Source organism: Streptomyces sp. AK08-02, assembly GCF_033795085.1.
Lineage (GTDB): Bacteria > Actinomycetota > Actinomycetes > Streptomycetales > Streptomycetaceae > Streptomyces > Streptomyces echiniscabiei.
The window spans coordinates 226,374-243,613 of the sequence record NZ_JARAZV010000003.1; the positions used below are offsets into that span (position 1 = coordinate 226,374).

The following is a 17,240-nucleotide window of genomic DNA, read 5'->3' on the forward strand; positions in this document are numbered from 1 at the left end:
GCGGAGGCCACGCATGCCTGACCGCTCCGCCTCCGGCGTCGTTGGCACCAAGGGGGCCGGCACCACGACCACCCTCACACCGCGGGCCGAGGGGCACACGGACCGGGACACCCCAATCAGGGCCCACGATGAGGCGCCGTACCGGCAGGGCCCGCCCCATTCCAGGGCCGCTGTACCAGGCATCGGGCCCATGTGTGGTTCTCTTCGTGGCGGTCGGCGACACACTCGCCAAGCAACTCGCCCTCGCGGCGGGCGCGGCAGGCGTACCGGGCATCGCGATGGTCGGCGGCAACGGCACCGCCGCCGCCTACCTGGCCTCCATCCTCCGCCCCGGCGACGTGGTTCTCGTGAAGGCGTCCCGCGGTGGACAGCTCTGGCAGATCGCCCAGTCCCTGACAGGACAGCCCGTCACCGGCTTGATCCAGTGACTGCGCGACAATGGCAGGCACGAGACGCACGTGCCGCACGCCGTGCGCCGATTTCGACAACAGAAGGGCTCCCCCAAGTCACGTCCTTGGGGGAGCCCTTCCTTGTGCCGCCTGCAAGTGAAGGTTGAGAAGACGATCACGAGCAGGACATCTGTGCGGAGGCGGACGCGACTACGGCATCACGGGGCGAGCAGCAGGCTGTCGCCGCGCTCCTTGGCTGCGGCGTAGCGCCTGGCCACGTCCTGCCAGTTGACGACGGCCCACATCGCGTCGATGAAGTCGACCTTCTGGTTCTTGTACTGCAGGTAGAAGGCGTGCTCCCAGGCGTCGAAGACCAGGATCGGCACCGAGCCCTGGCCGACGTTGCCCTGGTGGTCGTAGACCTGCTCGACGATCAGCCGGCCGCTGAGCGGCTCGTAGGCGAGGACGCCCCAGCCCGAACCCTGCGTGGTCGCCGACGCCTTGGTCAGCTGAGCCTTGAAGCCCGCGAAGGAGCCGAAGGACTCGGCGATGGCGTCCGCCAGCTCGCCCACGCCGTCCTTCTCCAGCGGCTCGCCGCCGCCGTCGCCGGTCATGTTGTGCCAGTAAATGGAGTGCAGGATGTGGCCGGAGAGATGAAAGGCGAGGTTCTTCTCCAGGCCGTTGATCGCACCCCACGACTCCTTGTCGCGCGCCTCCGCGAGCTGCTCCAGGGTGTCGTTCGCGCCCTTCACGTATGCCGCGTGGTGCTTGTCGTGGTGCAGCTCGACGATCTGGGGGTTGATGACCGGTTCGAGCGCCGCGTAGTCGTACGGAAGCTCCGGGAGCGTGTAAACCGCCATGTCCAACATCCTTCGGCCTTGTTATTGCCACTAGTATGCAACTGCACGCTAACAGCAAGACAGGGCCCCCGCCGATCAGACATTGGTCCTAGGACCGGGCCGTGTCGCGAGGAGACAACCGCCATGTGAGGTTCGGTCCCGGTCATGACGAACGGTCCTGTCGAACCCCGCGATCTGCTGAGACGGCACGGCCTGCGCTGCACGCCGGGCCAGCTGCGAGTGCTGACGATGCTCTGCGGCTCGGGGCGTCATCTCACCCTCACGGAAGCCTGGTCGCAGTTGGCCCGGGCCGGATCAGCCGTACATCTCACCACGGTGTATCGCACGCTGGTGTTGCTGACGGCAGTCGGTGTCACCCACGCCGTGCACGGTCCCGGCCCGACGCGCTACGGCATCACCGGAAGACCGCACCATCACACCGTCTGTCAGCGGTGCGGCATGGTCGCGGCCATCGCCAACGAGCATCTGACGGAAGCGGTGGGCAGGATCGAGGAGTTGACCGGGCTACGGCCGGACTCCTCGGGCTCCCTGCTGGTCTACGGCCGGTGCAGCGGCTGCAGCACTGCCTGAGGCCGGGCCACGGGCGTCTGCCTGAGCGTGCTCACACGCTGAGCGCCGCCCGTACGGTCTGCTCGGCTCCGGTGCCTCCCTCGCCGGAGGAGGTCACGCGGCCCGCTTCCAGTACGTAGTAGTGCTGGGCGGCCCGCATGGCGAAGCCCACGTGCTGCTCGACGAGGAGGACGGACAGTCCGCCGCGGCCGGCCAGGGACAGGATGGTCTGCTCGATCTCGGCGACGACGGACGGCTGGATGCCCTCGGTCGGCTCGTCGAGCAGGAGCAGGCGCGGGCGGGTCACCAGGGCGCGGGCGATGGCGAGTTGCTGGCGCTGGCCGCCGGAGAGCAGACCGGCGCGGCGGGCGGAGAGTTCGCGCAGGACGGGGAAGAGGTCGAGAGCTTCGGCGATGGCCTCCTTGCCGTCGGGGCGGCCGTCGGCGACGAGTTGGAGGTTTTCCGCGGTGGTGAGGTGCGGGAAGGACTGCTGGCCCTGCGGTACGTACGCCATGCCGCGGGCCACCCGCTGGTGCGGAGCGAGGCGGGTGATGTCCTCGCCGTCCAGCAGGATGGTCCCGTTCTTCGGCTTGATCAGTCCCATGACGGCGCGCAGGAGGGTGCTCTTGCCGGCGCCGTTGTGGCCGAGGACGGCCGCGACGCCGTCCTCCGGGACCTTGACGGTCACGCCGTGCAGCACGGTGGTGCGGTCGTAGCCGGCCTGGACGGTGTTGATCTCCAGCATGGGTGTCACGCCTCCTCGGCGACGGATACGGGAGTGGCGGACGGTTCGGATACGGACGCGGGTTCCGGCTCGGAGGCGCGGCCCAGGTAGACCTCCTGGACCTTGGGGTCGGCCTGGACCTCGGCGACCGTGCCTTCGCTGAGGACCTTGCCGGCGTGCAGCACGCTGACGCTGCGGGCGAAGGAGCGCATGAAGTCCATGTCGTGTTCGATGACGACGACGGTGTGGTCTGCGCTCACCCGCTGGAGCAGTTCGCCGGTGGCCTCGCGTTCCTCGTGGCTCATTCCGGCGACCGGCTCGTCGAGCAGCAGCAGTTGTACGTCCTGGACGAGCAGCATGCCGATCTCCAGCCACTGCTTCTGGCCGTGGGCGAGGACGCCGGCGGGGCGGTCTCGCAGGTCGGTCAGGCCGGTGGTCTCCAGCGCCTTGGCCACCGGCTCCGGTATGCCCTTTCGGCGGCGGAGCATCGTCATCATTCCCCGTCCGGCGCCCGCGGCGATGTCGAGGTTCTGCAGCACCGTCAGCTGCTCGAAGACGGTGGCCGTCTGGAACGTGCGCCCGATGCCGAGGCGGGCGATGCGGTGCACGGGCTTGCCGATGAGTTCCTGGTCGCCGAAACGGACCGAGCCGGTGGCCTTCGCCAGTCCGGTGACCGCGTCGACCAGGGTGGTCTTGCCGGCGCCGTTCGGTCCGATGAGGAACCGCAGGTCTCCGGCCGGCACGTGCAGGTTCACGCCGTCTACGGCCGTGAAGCCGTCGAAGGTGACCCGCAGGTCGCGGATGGTCAGTCCCTCGCCGCTCATGCTGTCTCTCCTGAACGGGTGGTAGGTGTACGGCGGTTGCGGATGACGGTCACCAGGGAGGCCAGGCCACCGGGGAGGAAGCCGACCGCCACGATGAACAGCAGGCCCTGGAAGTAGGTCCAGGCGGCCGGGAAGGCGTCGGAGAGGGTGCTCTGCGCCCAGGCGACGGCGACCGCGCCGAGCACCGCGCCCACGAGGGAGGCCCGGCCGCCGACCGCCGCGCCGATGACGAAGCCGATGGACGGCACGATGCCGATCAGAGCCGGGGAGATGATCCCGACGGCCGGCACGAACAGGGCGCCTGCCAGGCCCGCCATGCCGGCCGCGACGACGTACGCGACGAGCTTGACATTGGCCGGGTCGTAGCCGAGGAAGCGGACCCGTTCCTCGGAATCCCGTACGGCGATGAGGAGTTCGCCGTAGCGGCTGACGAACAGCTGGCGGGCGAGGGCCATCAGGAGCAGCAGGACCACGGCGATGATGAAGTACACCATCTTCTGGTTGACCGGGTCGTCCAGCGAGTAGCCGAAGAAGCCCTGCATGTCGGTGAGTCCGTTGGTGCCGCCGGTGGTGGCCTGCTGGCCGACCAGCCAGATGGACAGGGCGGCGGCCATGGCCTGGCTGAGGATGGCGAAGTAGGCGCCCTTGACCCGGCGGCGGAAGATGAAGAAGCCGAGCACCGCGGCGACGGCCATCGGCAGCAGGACGGTCGCCGCGAGCGCGAATCCGGGGTTGGCGAAGGGCTTCCACCACCAGGGCAGGGCGCCGCCGGTCCCGTACAGCTGCATGAAGTCGGGCAGTGCGCCGGGGCCGGCGCCCGGGGCCGCGGCGGCGTCGGCGAGCTTGAGATGCATGGCCATGGCGTAGCCGCCGAGGCCGAAGAAGACGCCCTGGCCGAGGACGAGCAGTCCGCCGCGGCCCCAGGCGAGGCTGACACCGACGGCCACGATCGCGTAGCAGAGGTACTTGGCGAGGAGGGAGAGGCGGAAGTCGGAGAGGGCGAGCGGTGCGATACCGAGGAGGAGCACGGCGCCGAGGGCGAAGCCGCCGGGTACGCGGAAGCGTTCCAGCAGAGATACGGGCTGCGGGGGCGCGGCGGCTGCGGTGGTTGTCGTCATGCCAGGCTCCGGGTGCGCAGTGTGTACAGACCCTGGGGTCGCCACTGGAGGAAGGCGACGATCGCCACGAGCACCATGACCTTCGCGACACTGACCGTCGTCGAGTATTCGAGGACCGACTGGAGGACGCCGAGCACGAAGGCGGTGATCACACTGCCCTTGAGCTGGCCGATGCCGCCCACGACGACTACCAGGAAGGCGTCGACGATGTAGTTGGTGCCCATCGTCGGGCCGATCGGGCCGACCAGCGTGAGTGCGACTCCGGCCACGCCGGCGAGACCCGAGCCGATGAAGAAGGTGATCCGGTCGACCTGTCCGGTGGCGATGCCCGACACCTCGGCGAGGTCCCGGTTCTGCACGACCGCCCGGATCCGGCGGCCCAGCGGGGTCGTACGGAGGATAAGGGTGAGGGCGAGGACGCTCAGCAGGGCGAGGCCGAGGATGAACAGGCGGCTGTTGGCGAGGGTGATCCCGCCACCCACCGAGATGTTGCCGGTGAGCAGGTCCGGGGCGTGGGTCTGGACGTTGGGGGCGCCGAAGATGTCGCGCGCGAGCTGCTGGAGCATCAGCGAGACGCCCCAGGTGACCAGCAGCGTGTCCAGCGGCCGGGTGTACAGGCGCCGGATGAGCAGCCATTCCAGCAGCGCGCCCATCAGACCCGCGACGACGAACGCCACGGGCAGCGCCACCAGCAGGGAGATCCCGGCGCTGCTGATCGACTTCTGCAGGACGTACGTGGTGTAGGCGCCGGTCATGATGAACTCGCCGTGCGCCATGTTGATCACGCCCATCTGACCGAAGGTCAGGGTCAGGCCGAGCGCGATGAGCAGAAGGACGGCACCGATGCTGATGCCGGTGAAGGACTGGTTGAGGATGACCGTCATGAAGCGGCTCCGGGTCGGGGACGGGGGTGCGGGCGCGGGACGGGACCCGGCCTTGAGAAGGCCGGGTCCGTACGGGATGGGTCGGGCCGGGGTCAGGAGAGGCCGGAGGCCCAGTCGTAGCCCTTGAGGAAGGGGTCCGGCTTGATCGGCTTGCCCGAGTTCCACACCTCGGTGATGAGCCCGTCCGCGCCGACCTTGCCTATCCGGGCGGTCTTGTAGACGTGCTGGGTCGCTCCGTCGACGGTGACCTCGCCCTCGGGGGCGGCGAAGGTGATCCCGTCCGAAGCCGCCTTCACCTTGGCGACGTCGAAGGATCCGGCCTTCTCGACCATCGCCTTCCAGAGGTAGACGGAGACGTACGCGGCCTCCATCGGGTCGCTGGTCGGCTTGTCCTTGCCGTACGCGGCCTGGTAGGCGGCGACGAACTTGGTGTTCGCGGCGCCGGGAGTGGTCTGGTAGTAGTTCCAGGCCGTCAACTGGCCTTCCAGGTACTGCGTTCCGATGCTCTTCACCTCCTCCTCGGCGATGGAGACGGACAGCACCGGCATGCTCTTCGCGGTCATCCCGGAGGACTTGTACTCCTTGAAGAAGGCCACGTTGCTGTCACCGTTGAGGGTGTTGAACACGGCGTCCGCGCCGGAGTCCTTGACCTTGTTGACGATCGTGGAGAACTCGGTGGAGCCGAGCGGCGCGTAGTCCTCGCCGACCACCGTCATGCCCTTGGCCTTCGCGTACGCCTGGATCTCCTTGTTGGCGGTGCGCGGGAAGACGTAATCGCTGCCGACGAGGTAGAGCTTGGTCAGGCCCTGCTTCTTCAGGTAGTCCAGCGCCGGGATGATCTGCTGGTTGGTGGTCGCGCCGGTGTAGAAGATGTACGGCGACTGCTCCAGCCCCTCGTACTGCACGGGGTAGAAGAGCAGCGACTTGTACCGCTCGAAGACCGGCTTGACCGCCTTGCGGCTGGAGGAGGTCCAGCAGCCGAAGGTGGCGACGACCTTGTCGTCCTTGATCAGGGCCTCCGCCTTCTCCGCGAAGGTCGGCCAGTCCGAGGCGCCGTCCTGGCTGATCGGGTTCAGCTTCTTGCCCAGCACACCACCGGCCGCGTTGATCTCCTTCACGGCGAGCAACAGCGCGTTGTGGACAGTGACCTCGCTGATGGCCATCGTGCCCGACAGCGAGTTGAGCAGACCCACCTTGACCGTGCTGCCGGACGTGTCGGCCTTGGCGCCGGCCGCGTCGGTCGAGGAGCTGTCCCCGGTCTTGGCGCCACAGGCGCTGAGGGCGGCGGACGCGCCGACCGCCGACATGCCGGCCAATAGACCGCGTCTGCTGATGCTGAGCCCGGACATACGAAACCTCCATGCCCCGAAGGGCGATGCGATAAGAGCGGAAGACGCTGGGGAGGGAGCAGATGGGACGCGCTTCAGGAACGGCTGCGGTGGCGCACGGATCCCCCAGCCGTTCCGGGGTGACGTCCGGGCTGGTCGCTGAAGTGCGACCACAGCCTGCGAGGAAACTGTTTCAAATGCGTTTCGAAGCAATGAATGATGGTTTCCAGCGGAAGTAAAACGGCGGGCAAAACAAAAGAAGCCGCTGCGGGAGACGCCCGGTTGGCGACGTCACGGCAACGGCAATTAATACTTCCAGCGGAAAGGATCAGTTTTCCTGGTTTCCCTTGTCAAGCGCCTGGCGATCGACGGTAGGCTCGGGCACAGCCGACGCGTACGAGTGGAGGAGCACGATGGCGAGACGGCCCCAGGAACTGCTCAGCCTGCTGACACGGGCCGAACGTCTCGCCGTGCGCCGAGTGCAGTCCGTACTGGACGAGTTCGACTGCTCCGTCGAGGCATGGCGGGTACTCGACCTGCTCTCCGACGGGCAGGGCCACCACATGACGTCCCTCGCCGACCACGCCTTCCTGCCGGCGCCGAGCCTCACCAAACTGGTCGACCAACTCGTCGACCAGAACCTGGTCTACCGCCGGGTCGACCCCGCCGACCGGCGCCGGGTCCTGGCCCACCTCACCCCACGGGGCGTGCAGCGTTGGCAGGTGCTGGTCCGTGAAGTGCGGGCCGACTGGGGGGACTTGGAGCAACTGCTCCCGGACGAGGAACTGAAGGGCCTGCTCGCACGGCTGGCCGACGCATTGGAGGGCCGGGACGCCACCAGCCCTGCCAAGGTCACAACAGGTCGTGCGGAGCGCGCAGTTGGGCGAGCACGTTGAAGTCGAGCCCGTCCGCCTCCGCGAGGTAGATGCGCTGGCGGACATGCCGGTCCTGGAGGTGGAGCAGGCCGCGCGGCCCTTCGTAGGAGACGGTCTCGGCGGTGGCCGAGATCGCCGAGACGTCCAGGGTTCGGGCCCTCTCGATGAGCGAGGCGAGCAGCAGCACGCCCTCGTAGCAGGACTCGCCGAGGCTGCCGGGGGCCGGAGCCTCGAAGCCGAAGCGGTCGGCGTACTGGCCGTGGAAGTCCAGGGTGTCCTGGTTGGCCAGCGAGGCGAAGAAGCCGGACGTGCTGTAGAGGTCGCCGGTCGCCTCCGGGCCGCTGGCCATCAGCATGTTCTCGTCCATCAGCGTGCTCAGCCTCAGGCACCTCTGGTCGAGGCCGGAGTCGGCGAAGGCGCGGTTGAAGCGGACCGCGTCACTGCCGACCAGCAGCATCAGCACACCGTCCGCGTCCGAACGCTCGACGCGTCGCAGCACGTCGTGGAAGTCGTCGGCGCCCAGCGGAAGGTACGCCTCGCCGCAGACCCGTCCGCCGCAGCACGCGCGGGCGTATCGGCGGGCGGCCCGGGCGGTGCGCCGGGGCCAGACGTAGTTGTTGCCGACGACGAACCAGCGCCGCACGCGCCGTGTCTCGGCGAGCAGCCGCATGGCGGGCAGCAGCTGCCAGTCGGGCGTCTCACTGGTCATGAAGACGCCGTCGGTCCGCTCCCCGCCCTCATAGAGAGCGGTGTAGACGTACGGCACCCGGTGCGCAACGCGCGGCGCCACCGCCTGCCGGACCGAGGAGATGTGCCAGCCGGTGACACCGTGCACCACGCCCGTCGCCACCAGGGCCTCGACCTCGGCGGCGACCCTCTGCGGCTCCGCCCCGCCGTCGACCTCCAGCAGCCTCAGCTCCTTGCCGAGCACACCGCCCGCCTTGTTGATCTCCTCGGCGGCCAGCCGCGCGCACGCCTGACAGGCGGGACCGAAGATCCCGGCAGGCCCCTGCATCGGGTACACGAGCGCGACGTTCAGGGTCGAATCGTCGCCCGTGAACCACTCGGGGGTGTGGAGGCTGAGCGGCCGGCGCATGGCCACATGATTGCCCGACTGTGAGCCGCACCCAAGCACCGGCAGGGATCGAGACCGATTTGTAGGGATGAGGGGGCGGGCCCACTGCTCGGCAGGGGGCGCGGGGCGGCATCCGCGGATCGGACGTGTCAGGCAAGACAGGCCCCGCGCCCGCGTCCCAGTCTCGCGCAATGCCCTCCTCCCTGCAATGCTTTCGCTATTGCGAGTTACATGCAATAAAGAACAGGGGCCTCACTCGCCGCCTTCCAGGTCACCCTCCGTCTCCAGGTACACCCGCCACGGTTCCTCCAGCACCGCCGAGTCCGGCTTCTGTCGACAAGGGCGTCCTTGCCGAACCGGCCCGGAAGGGTGGCGCCTCCGAGGCGCTGGCCGCCGAGGCCAACCCGGGCCTCGCAGCACTCCGGTTGTGCACGGCGGCCGGGGTCCCGCTCGGCGACCTGGTGGCGGTGACGGCCCGTGACGAGGCCTTGGCTGCGCCGCACGGGGCACCCGTCGTGGTCGACGTCCTCCGCATCGACCGGGCGGGAAACGTCGTGGGACGCAGCGGAGTCGCCTGACGCGGGGCGATCGGAGCCGCGCGTCGCCGCAGCATCGATCCCGGACTGATGGGCGGATGCCCTGGGTTACCCTCCTATCGCACATCAGTCGCAACAACGTTCAATCTGCAATAAGGGTGTGAGGGCTCATGACGACCCGTCGGACAAGACGTGCCGCCATCACGGTGGCGGCCATCATGACCGGGGCCGCCGCCTGCTCGGCACCCGGTGGTAGCGCGGACGGCGGCAAGGCCGCGGACTCGGTCGTGATCGGCGTGGCCTCCGAGCCCGACACCCTCAGCCCGTTGCTGGGCTACGGCAAGGACGGGAACTCCAAGATCTTCGACGGGCTGCTCGCCCGCGACGCCGACCTCAAGCTCCAGCCCGCGCTGGCGAAGGCGCTCCCCGAGGTCGGGGGCGACGGCCTCACCTACACCTACACCCTGCGCGACGGCGTGGAGTTCAGCGACGGCGAGCCGCTGACGCCGGCCGACGTGGTCTTCACGTACCGGACCGTGCTCGACGCGAAGACCAACAACACCGCCCGCAGCGAGCTGGACGCCATCAAGGAGGTCCGGGCGAGCGGTGACGACCAGGTCGTCTTCACGCTCAAGTACCCGTACGCGCCCTTCGCCGGGCGTACGGTGCTGCCGATCGTCCCCGAGCACATAGCCGGCGCGCAGGACCCCAACACCGGCTCCTTCAACACGAAGCCGGTCGGCACCGGCCCCTATGTCCTCGCGGGCTGGAGCAAGGGCGAGAAGCTCACCTTCAAGGCCAACCCGGACTACTGGGGCGGTGCGCCGAAGGTGAAGACGTTCACCATGGCGGTCATCGGGGACGACAACGTGCGCGCCACCCGGCTGCGTTCGGGTGACCTCGACGGCGCGGTCCTCCCGCCCAATCTGGCCGCCACCTTCAAGAACGACGACGGCCGCAAGACGTACGACGCGAAGTCCTACGACTTCCGCACCGTCACCCTGCCCACCGAGAACAAGGTCACCGGCGACCGTGCGATCCGGCAGGCGCTCGACGCCGCCGTGGACCGGCAGACAATGGTCGACAAGATCCTCGACGGGGCGGGCAGGCCGGCGTACGGGCCGCTGCCGACCGACGACCCCTGGTTCGACAAGAGCATCGAACGCCCCCAGAACCTCAGCAAGGCCGAGGAGATCCTGGACGCGGCCGGCTGGAAGGCGGGCGACGGCGGCATACGGGCCAAGGGAGATCTGCGGGCCGCCTTCACGCTGCTCTACCCGTCCGGTGACAAAGTCCGCCAGGACCACGCCCTCGCCTACGCCTCCGACGCCAAGAAGGCCGGCATCAAGGTGACGGTGGAGAGCGCCACCTGGGAGGTCATCGAGCCGCGGATGAAGAACGACGCCGTGCTGGCGGGCTTCGGCAGCACCGGCGACCCCGACTTCGGCCTCTACACCCTGCTGCACTCCTCCCTCGCCGGAGACGGCTTCAACAACATGGCCCGCTACGACAACCCGGCCGTGGACCGGGCCCTCGACACCGGCCGCCGCAGCCAGGACCCGGCCACCCGCGAGGCCGCCTACGACACTCTCCAGCGGGCCCTCGTACAGAATCCCGGCTACACCTTCCTCACCCACATCGACCACCTCTACGTCCTCGCCGACCGCTGGGCCGGCCTGACCACGCAGCTGGAGCCGCACGAGCACGGCTTCGCCAGCGGCCCGTGGTGGAACATCGAGGACTGGCAGCCGAAGAAGTGACCGCAGCACCTACCCGGCTGCCCTGGGGTGCGATGGCGCGGCTGGCGGGGCGGCGGGCCCTGTTCGCCGTGCCCGTCCTGCTCGTCGTCACCTTCGGTGTGTTCGCGATCGCCGCCGCCTCCCCGTTCGATCCCGTGCGCGCGTACGCCGGTTCGGCCGCGCTCGGCGCCGACCAGGAGACCCTCGACCGGCTGCGCGACAACCTCGGCGTGGACCGGCCCCTCACCGCCCGCTGGTGGGAGTGGCTCACGTCCGCGCTCAGCGGCGACCTCGGCCAGTCCAGCGTGCTGCGGCAGCCGGTGGCGCAGGTGATCGGCGAACGCCTGGTGTGGTCCTCGCTGTTGTGCGCCGTCGCCTTCGTGGTCGCGGTACTGGTCGGCACACTGCTCGGGGTGCTCGCCGCCCGGCGGCCCGGGTCATGGCTCGACCGGAGTGTCACCTCGCTCGCCTACTCCCTGGAAGCGGCACCGATCTTCTGGATCGCGCTGCTCGCCGTGTGGCTGTTCGCCCTCCAACTGGGCGTGCTGCCGGCGGGCGGGCTGACGGACACCGCCAGCGAACAGGTCACCGCCGGACAGGTCGCGGAGCATCTGGTGCTGCCCGCCGGCGTGCTCGCCGTCTCCCAACTCCCCTGGTTCACCCTGTACGTCCGCCAGGGCGTCGGCGACGCGCTCGCGGAAGACCCGGTGCGCGGCGCACGGGCCCACGGCCTGAGCGAGCACACCGTACTTCTCGGCCATGCCCTGCGCTCCGGACTGCTGCCGGTCCTCACCCTGATCGGCTCCCGCGTCCCCGAACTCATCACCGGCGCCCTGCTGGTGGAGAGCGTCTTCAGCTGGCCGGGCATCGCGGCGGCCACCGTGGAGGCGGCCACCGCCGTCGACTTCCCGCTGCTCGCCGCGCTCACCGTGCTGGCCACGGCCGCCGTCCTGGCCGGGAACCTCCTCGCCGACCTGCTCTACGGACTCTTCGACCCGAGGGTGAAGTTCAGTGACATGTGACGCCCCCGCATCCCCCGCTGCCGAGAAAGAGGAAACGGCCTGGCGGTCCTACGGCACGAACCGCCTTTCCACCCGCACCCTGCGCGTACGCACTGCCGCCGCGCTGGTGACCGTGACCGTCCTCGCCGTGCTGCTCGTGCCGCCGCTGGTCCAGCTCGACCAGCAGGCCGTCGACCTGTCCGCCAAGCTGCTCCCGCCGTCCTGGGCCCACCCGTTCGGCACCGACGACGTGGGCCGCGACCTGCTGCTGCGCTGCGTCTACGGCCTGCGGGTGTCGCTGCTGGTCGGGGTGGCGGCAGCGCTCACGGCAACCGTCGTGGGCACGGCCGTCGGGGCCACCGCCGGAGCCCTGGGCGGCTGGGTCGACCGCGCCGTCATGCGGATCGTCGACACGGTCGCGTCCGTGCCCCACCTCCTCCTCGGCATCTTCATCGTCACCATGTTCCGGCCGGGCGTCTGGCCAGTAGTGGTCTCGGTCGCCCTCACCCACTGGCTGTCGACCGCCCGGATCGTCCGCGCCGAGGTCCTGTCTCTGCGCTCCCGCCCCTACATCGACGCCGCCGTCTCCGGCGGGGCGTCGCGGTGGCGGGTGACGGTACGGCATCTGCTGCCGGGGGTGTTGCCGCAGGCCGCGCTGGCCGCCGTACTGATGGTGCCGCACGCCATGTGGCACGAGTCCGCGCTCTCCTTCCTCGGGCTCGGGCTGCCCACCCACACGGCGAGCCTCGGCACCCTCATCCAGAGCGCGCGCGGCTCGCTGCTCGCCGGACAGTGGTGGCCGACCCTCTTCCCCGGCCTCTTCATCATCGTGCCGACCCTCGCCATCGCCGGGCTCGCCGGAACCTGGCGCGAGCGGATCAATCCGCGCCGCCGATCGGAGCTGATGCTGTGACCGAGCGCCCAGTACTGCTGTCCGTACGCGGACTGTCGGTGCGCTTCCTGATGCCGGGCGGGCGTCGGGTGGCCGCCGTCACCGACGTGCGCTTCGACGTGGCGGCGGGTGAGTGCCTGGCCCTGATCGGCGAGAGCGGCTGCGGCAAGTCGGTGCTCGCCTCCGCCCTCCTCGGGCTGCTACCCGCCAACGCGCAGACCGCCGGCCGGGCCCGCCTCGGCGACCTCGACCTGGTCGCGGCCGACGAACGCACGCTCGCCCGCACGGTACGGGGCCGCCGTATCGGCCTCATCCCGCAGAGCCCGGCCGCGCACCTGACCCCGGTCCGCACGATCCGCTCCCAACTGGAGGAGGCCGTCGCGGAGTTGACCGGGGTCAAGGGCCGCGCCGCCCTGCGCTCCGCCGCCGAGACGGCCGCCGAACGCGCCGCGTTCCCCGCCGACCACCTCGACCGCCACCCGCACCAGCTCTCCGGCGGCCTCGCCCAACGCGCCGCCACCGCCCTCGCCCTCGTCGGCGACGCACCCCTGCTGCTCGCCGACGAACCGACCACCGGACTCGACCGCCACCTGGTCGACCACACCGTCGACGAACTACGGCGCCACGTGGACACCGCCGGACGCGCCCTGCTGATGATCACCCACGATCTCGCCGCAGCCTCCCGTATCGCCGACCGGATCGCCGTCATGTACGCCGGCCGCATCGTCGAACTGACCGACGCCACCGCCTTCTTCGGCTCCCCCGGCCCCCGCCACCCCTACAGCCGCGGCCTCCTCCAGGCCCTCCCCGAACGCGACTTCACCCCCATCCCCGGCCTGCCCCCGGAACTCGGCGACCTCCCCGACGGCTGCGCCTTCGCCGCCCGCTGCACCCACGCCACGGACACCTGCGCCGCGCTGCCGCCGCTGACCGACACGGTCGCCTGCCACCACCCGTACGTCCCGGAGGGCATCCGTGCTTGAACTACGGGCCATCACCGCCGGATACGACCGACACGCACCCGTGGTCCGGGACGCCTCCCTGACCGTCGCGCCCGGCGAGGCGGTCGGTCTGCTCGGCCCCAGCGGCTGCGGCAAGTCCACCCTCGCCCGCGTCGCCGCCCTGCTGCACCGCCCGGACTCCGGCACCCTGCTCCTCGACGGCGAACCGGTACGGAAATGGCGGCACCGCGCCCCACGCGACCTGCGCACCGCCTTCGGCGTCGTCTTCCAGCAGCCCCGGATCTCCGCCGACCCCCGCCTCAGCCTCACCAACCTCATCGCCGAACCCCTGCGGGCAACCGGCCGCGGCGCGGAGGCAACCGAACGGGTCCCCGAACTCGCCGCGACCGTCGGCCTGACCCCCGACCTGCTGCCCAGACGCCCCCACGAGGTCAGCGACGGCCAGCTCCAACGCGCCTGCCTGGCCCGCGCCCTCGTCCTGCGCCCGCGCTGGCTGATCTGCGACGAGATGACCGCGATGCTCGACGCCTCCACCACCGCCGCGCTCGTCACCGTCGTCGAGGACTACCGCCGCACCACCGGAGCGGGCCTGCTCGCCGTCGGCCACGACCACACACTCCTGGACCGCTGGTGCGACCGCACGCTTCACTGGGATGCGTTGCGCGAGCCCGCACGGGTTCCCTGATCGCGCCTCGCGGCCCGGCAATGGGCGACGGGAGCGGCGTAGGGCCCCGGCCGCTGCCCCAGGAAGCAAGCGGTACGCGCGCTGCGGTGGGCAGGGGGGCTGTCCCGGAACCACTGCGCCCGCCCGGCAATGGGCATCGGGCGGGCCATGCGGAACCGGTCCGGGTGGGAGGCCGGGCTCGAGCTACGGCCCCCGCCGAGCTGTGCGGGGCACCAGTCGCGGCCGGCGTCATCCTCGTACGGCAGGCGGGGCGGTGGCCCGAACTCGGCTCCTCCGCCGACGCTTCCTCAGCCGACGGTGAACCACATGTCCGGGCGTTCCCAGGTGACCTTCGGCGGCACCGGATCAACCGACCCCACCCGCTCAGCGCCCATGCGCCGGTAGAAGCCCTCGGCCGACGGATTCGACACCACACGCACACCACTCAGCCCCGCCCTCCGGGCCTGCACGATCATGTGGTCGACGAGCAACCGACCGATGCCCATGCCCTGCGCGTCGTCCGCCACAAACGCCAGGTCCAGCTCCGGCGGTTCCAGGATCAGGGAGTAGAAGCCCAGCAGGCGTCCGGCCGGGTCCTCGGCCAGGAACACCGGGTGCCGTGCGATGTAGTCGGCACCGACCCGGTAGCCGACGAGGATCGGGGCGTACTCGCCCTGGTAGGCGCCGGACGCGTGGACCATGGCCGTGAGTCGCTCCGCATCCTGCGCGACGGCCCGCCTGATCTCCACAGGCACGGGCACCGCCACCGGCACCAACCGCTCAGCAGACATGGCGCTCACGCTCCGGCGAGTGCAGGTGGCTGTCGCCGAGCTGCTCCGCGGGCGGCGTCCGCACCCAACCATGATCACGGCGGTCCGCAGCACCCACCCCGACCTCCTTCACCTTCGTACAGGCGACCACGGACGCCGGCTGGTCGGCGCTGTGGTCCCGCTCGGCGACCGCACTGAACGCGGACGGGGCGCCCGAGTGCAGCCGGATCTACTGGGTGATGGCCGCACACCCGCGTACGGGTACACATCACCGACTCCTTACTGCACACTACTTGCAATAACTTTAATGGTGCAGGAAGGGGTGGGCATGAGCTCTCCGGTCGTGCTGGGCATCGAGTCGTCCTGCGACGAGACCGGCGCGGGGCTGGTCCGGGACGGGCGGCTGCTGGGCCATGCGGTGGCGTCGAGCATGGACGAGCACGCCCGCTACGGCGGTGTCGTGCCCGAGATCGCCGCCCGCGCCCATGTGCACTCCGTACGCCCGGTGATCCAGCGGGCGCTGGACGAGGCGGGTCTGCGGCTGTCCGACATCGGCGCCGTCGCCGTCACCACCGGGCCGGGCCTGTCGGGGGCACTGCAGGTGGGCCTGGCCGGGGCGAAGGGGATCGCGTACGCGCTGGGGGTGCCGCTGCACGGCGTGCACCATCTCGCCGGTCACGTCGCCGCCGACACCCTGGAGCACGGACCGCTGCCCGACCCCTGCGTGGTGCTGATCGTCTCCGGCGGGCACACCTCGCTCCTCCTCGTCCGCGACCTGGCCCGCGATCCGATCGTCCACCTCGGCGACACCCTCGACGACGCGGCCGGGGAGTGCTTCGACAAGGTCGCCCGGGTCTTCGGGCTGCCCTATCCGGGCGGTCCGGCCATCGACCGGGCGGCGCGCGAGGGCGACCCACTCGCTGTTCCGTTCCCGCGCCCACTGCCGGGCTCGTACGACTTCTCCTTCTCGGGGCTGAAGACAGCCGCCGCACGCTGGGCCGAGGGCCACGCGGGACGCGAGCTGCCGGTGGCCGACGGGGCCGCCTCGCTCCAGGAGGCCGTGGCCGACGTACTGACAAGGAAGGCCGTCGCGGCCTGCGCCGAGCACGGCGTACGGACGCTGGTCGTGGTCGGTGGGGTCGCCGCGAACTCGCGGGTGCGGTCGCTCGCAGAGGAGCGGTGCCGGAAGGCGGGCATCGAACTGCGGGTGCCGCCGCTCAGGTTGTGCACGGACAACGGCGCGATGATCGCCGCCGTCGGCGACCTCCTCGTACGCGCGGGAACCGAACCCGCACCGCTGGACGTGTCGATCGACCCGTCGGCACCCCTGGAGTACGCCTCCCTGCACCCGCTCGGCGCCGGACGGGTGGCCGCCTGATGAGCACCCGTGTTCTCGTCCTCAAGGGCGCCGACCTGCTCGCCCACCGCGCCGCCCTGCACTCCGTGTACGTCGACGCGTTCTGCGCCCCGCCCTGGAACGAGGACGCGGAGAAGGCGGTCGAGTTCGTGGGCCGCCTCCCGGTGAACGTGCAACGCCCGGACTTCACGGCCGCGCTCGCCTTCGCGGGACCGGAGGTCATCGGCTTCGCCACCGCCTGGACCACGAAGGCCCCCTTCCCCACCGACCGCTGCTATCCCCAGGCCGCCGCCGGCATCGGCCCCGACCTCGCCGTCGACTGGCTGTGCGGCTCCCGCGAGATCGACGAACTCGCCGTCCGCCCCGACGCACGCGGCACCGGCCTCGCGGGCCGGCTGCTGGAAGCGGTCACCGAGGACGCCCTCGAGGGCCGCTCCTGGCTGCTCACGTCGGTCAAGTCACCCCGGGCCGTGGCCTTCTACCACCGCCAAGGCTGGACCCAGGCCACCCATCCCTCCCCCGACGGCAAGGGCATCGTCGTCTTCCTCGGTCCCCGGCACCCGGCCCGGGCTCTAGCGGCCCAGCCGTTGTGACCGTCCGGAGTCATGGCCTGCGCACCGTCAGTCCCGGACTCCTGCCGGTCCTCGCGGCCGGACGCGGTCCGCGCCCCCAGGGCCGGGTCCCGGCGGGGTG

At 70.5% G+C, this 17,240-nt stretch carries 18 protein-coding genes and 1 pseudogene; 11 read left to right on the plus strand and 8 right to left on the minus strand.

Translation table 11 applies throughout. The features are described 5' to 3' along the window. Positions 1–206: 206 nt before the first annotated feature. Positions 207–428, plus strand: coding sequence for a hypothetical protein (locus tag PV734_RS07390; protein WP_319288970.1), 222 nt, complete (start codon positions 207–209; stop codon positions 426–428). 179 nt (positions 429–607) lie between these two features. Here PV734_RS07390 and PV734_RS07395 read toward each other — a convergent pair whose 3' ends face one another. Continuing rightward, positions 608–1,249: a superoxide dismutase gene (locus PV734_RS07395; RefSeq protein WP_319288972.1), complete on the minus strand. Its 642-nt coding sequence runs from the start codon at positions 1,247–1,249 to the stop codon at positions 608–610. Positions 1,250–1,393: 144 nt separating this feature from the next. On the opposite strand from PV734_RS07395, the gene PV734_RS07400 reads away from it, so the two are divergent. Continuing rightward, positions 1,394–1,819 (plus strand): Fur family transcriptional regulator, encoded by a 426-nt coding sequence (locus tag PV734_RS07400; protein ID WP_319288973.1) that lies wholly within the window; start codon positions 1,394–1,396, stop codon positions 1,817–1,819. A gap of 31 nt (positions 1,820–1,850) precedes the next feature. Here PV734_RS07400 and urtE read toward each other — a convergent pair whose 3' ends face one another. The 5 genes from urtE to urtA form a co-directional block, all read right to left on the minus strand. Further along, entirely contained in the window at positions 1,851–2,543 is a 693-nt protein-coding gene (gene urtE / locus PV734_RS07405; protein WP_319288974.1) for an urea ABC transporter ATP-binding subunit UrtE, read from the minus strand. Between the two features lie 5 nt (positions 2,544–2,548). Then, a complete protein-coding gene (urtD, locus tag PV734_RS07410; protein WP_319288975.1) occupies positions 2,549–3,346 on the minus strand; it encodes an urea ABC transporter ATP-binding protein UrtD in 798 nt (265 codons plus the stop codon). Further along, on the minus strand, positions 3,343–4,464 hold the full coding sequence (gene urtC / locus PV734_RS07415) for an urea ABC transporter permease subunit UrtC (protein ID WP_319288976.1): 1,122 nt from the start codon (positions 4,462–4,464) through the stop codon (positions 3,343–3,345). Before urtC ends, urtD begins: the two co-directional genes overlap by 4 nt. Continuing rightward, a complete protein-coding gene (gene urtB, locus PV734_RS07420; protein WP_319288977.1) occupies positions 4,461–5,348 on the minus strand; it encodes an urea ABC transporter permease subunit UrtB in 888 nt (295 codons plus the stop codon). The genes urtC and urtB overlap by 4 nt, the downstream gene beginning before the upstream one ends. Before the next feature lie 92 nt (positions 5,349–5,440). After that, entirely contained in the window at positions 5,441–6,697 is a 1,257-nt protein-coding gene (gene urtA / locus PV734_RS07425; RefSeq protein WP_319288978.1) for an urea ABC transporter substrate-binding protein, read from the minus strand. A gap of 392 nt (positions 6,698–7,089) precedes the next feature. Here urtA and PV734_RS07430 point away from each other — a divergent pair, with 392 nt between their 5' ends. Next, positions 7,090–7,572, plus strand: a complete 483-nt coding sequence (locus PV734_RS07430; protein WP_319288979.1) for a MarR family winged helix-turn-helix transcriptional regulator — start codon at positions 7,090–7,092, stop codon at positions 7,570–7,572. Here PV734_RS07430 and PV734_RS07435 read toward each other — a convergent pair. Beyond that, complete coding sequence (locus PV734_RS07435) at positions 7,529–8,647, minus strand: substrate-binding domain-containing protein (RefSeq protein ID WP_319288980.1); 1,119 nt, start codon at positions 8,645–8,647, stop codon at positions 7,529–7,531. The genes PV734_RS07430 and PV734_RS07435 overlap by 44 nt on opposite strands. A gap of 305 nt (positions 8,648–8,952) precedes the next feature. Between PV734_RS07435 and PV734_RS07440 the strand changes: the two are divergent. The 6 genes and pseudogenes from PV734_RS07440 to PV734_RS07465 form a co-directional block, all read left to right on the plus strand. Next, positions 8,953–9,204: pseudogene (locus PV734_RS07440) on the plus strand (cobalt-precorrin-5B (C(1))-methyltransferase); the annotation flags it as partial. 128 nt (positions 9,205–9,332) lie between these two features. After that, positions 9,333–10,922, plus strand: coding sequence for an ABC transporter substrate-binding protein (locus tag PV734_RS07445; RefSeq protein WP_319288981.1), 1,590 nt, complete (start codon positions 9,333–9,335; stop codon positions 10,920–10,922). A 32-nt stretch (positions 10,923–10,954) separates the two neighbouring features. After that, on the plus strand, positions 10,955–11,923 hold the full coding sequence (locus tag PV734_RS07450) for an ABC transporter permease (protein WP_319289173.1): 969 nt from the start codon (positions 10,955–10,957) through the stop codon (positions 11,921–11,923). After that, complete coding sequence (locus tag PV734_RS07455; protein ID WP_319288982.1) at positions 11,913–12,815, plus strand: ABC transporter permease; 903 nt, start codon at positions 11,913–11,915, stop codon at positions 12,813–12,815. Before PV734_RS07450 ends, PV734_RS07455 begins: the two co-directional genes overlap by 11 nt. A 50-nt stretch (positions 12,816–12,865) precedes the next feature. Continuing rightward, the gene (locus PV734_RS07460) at positions 12,866–13,777 is read left to right on the plus strand and encodes an ABC transporter ATP-binding protein (protein ID WP_415924172.1); all 912 of its coding nucleotides are present in this window, start codon (positions 12,866–12,868) and stop codon (positions 13,775–13,777) included. Then, positions 13,770–14,441 carry an ABC transporter ATP-binding protein gene (locus PV734_RS07465; protein WP_319288984.1) on the plus strand — a complete coding sequence of 224 codons (672 nt, stop codon included), beginning with the start codon at positions 13,770–13,772 and terminating at the stop codon, positions 14,439–14,441. Before PV734_RS07460 ends, PV734_RS07465 begins: the two co-directional genes overlap by 8 nt. Before the next feature lie 287 nt (positions 14,442–14,728). Here PV734_RS07465 and PV734_RS07470 read toward each other — a convergent pair whose 3' ends face one another. Then, positions 14,729–15,211, minus strand: coding sequence for a GNAT family N-acetyltransferase (locus PV734_RS07470; RefSeq protein ID WP_319288985.1), 483 nt, complete (start codon positions 15,209–15,211; stop codon positions 14,729–14,731). Positions 15,212–15,518: 307 nt separating this feature from the next. Here PV734_RS07470 and tsaD point away from each other — a divergent pair, with 307 nt between their 5' ends. After that, positions 15,519–16,568 carry a tRNA (adenosine(37)-N6)-threonylcarbamoyltransferase complex transferase subunit TsaD gene (tsaD, locus tag PV734_RS07475; RefSeq protein WP_319288986.1) on the plus strand — a complete coding sequence of 350 codons (1,050 nt, stop codon included), beginning with the start codon at positions 15,519–15,521 and terminating at the stop codon, positions 16,566–16,568. Further along, a complete protein-coding gene (locus PV734_RS07480) occupies positions 16,568–17,140 on the plus strand; it encodes a GNAT family N-acetyltransferase (protein ID WP_319288987.1) in 573 nt (190 codons plus the stop codon). Before tsaD ends, PV734_RS07480 begins: the two co-directional genes overlap by 1 nt. Positions 17,141–17,240: the final 100 nt, after the last annotated feature.

Excerpts from the sequence above, each read along its gene's own strand:
- PV734_RS07395 (WP_319288972.1), bottom strand. The coding sequence starts at position 1,249 with ATGGCGGTTTACACGCTCCCGGAGCTTCCGTACGACTACGCGGCGCTC.
- PV734_RS07400 (WP_319288973.1), top strand. The coding sequence starts at position 1,394 with ATGACGAACGGTCCTGTCGAACCCCGCGATCTGCTGAGACGGCACGGC.
- urtE (WP_319288974.1), bottom strand. The coding sequence starts at position 2,543 with ATGCTGGAGATCAACACCGTCCAGGCCGGCTACGACCGCACCACCGTG.
- urtD (WP_319288975.1), bottom strand. The coding sequence starts at position 3,346 with ATGAGCGGCGAGGGACTGACCATCCGCGACCTGCGGGTCACCTTCGAC.
- urtC (WP_319288976.1), bottom strand. The coding sequence starts at position 4,464 with ATGACGACAACCACCGCAGCCGCCGCGCCCCCGCAGCCCGTATCTCTG.
- urtB (WP_319288977.1), bottom strand. The coding sequence starts at position 5,348 with ATGACGGTCATCCTCAACCAGTCCTTCACCGGCATCAGCATCGGTGCC.
- urtA (WP_319288978.1), bottom strand. The coding sequence starts at position 6,697 with ATGTCCGGGCTCAGCATCAGCAGACGCGGTCTATTGGCCGGCATGTCG.
- PV734_RS07430 (WP_319288979.1), top strand. The coding sequence starts at position 7,090 with ATGGCGAGACGGCCCCAGGAACTGCTCAGCCTGCTGACACGGGCCGAA.
- PV734_RS07435 (WP_319288980.1), bottom strand. The coding sequence starts at position 8,647 with ATGCGCCGGCCGCTCAGCCTCCACACCCCCGAGTGGTTCACGGGCGAC.
- PV734_RS07445 (WP_319288981.1), top strand. The coding sequence starts at position 9,333 with ATGACGACCCGTCGGACAAGACGTGCCGCCATCACGGTGGCGGCCATC.
- PV734_RS07450 (WP_319289173.1), top strand. The coding sequence starts at position 10,955 with ATGGCGCGGCTGGCGGGGCGGCGGGCCCTGTTCGCCGTGCCCGTCCTG.
- PV734_RS07460 (WP_415924172.1), top strand. The coding sequence starts at position 12,866 with ATGCCGGGCGGGCGTCGGGTGGCCGCCGTCACCGACGTGCGCTTCGAC.
- PV734_RS07470 (WP_319288985.1), bottom strand. The coding sequence starts at position 15,211 with ATGTCTGCTGAGCGGTTGGTGCCGGTGGCGGTGCCCGTGCCTGTGGAG.
- tsaD (WP_319288986.1), top strand. The coding sequence starts at position 15,519 with ATGAGCTCTCCGGTCGTGCTGGGCATCGAGTCGTCCTGCGACGAGACC.
- PV734_RS07480 (WP_319288987.1), top strand. The coding sequence starts at position 16,568 with ATGAGCACCCGTGTTCTCGTCCTCAAGGGCGCCGACCTGCTCGCCCAC.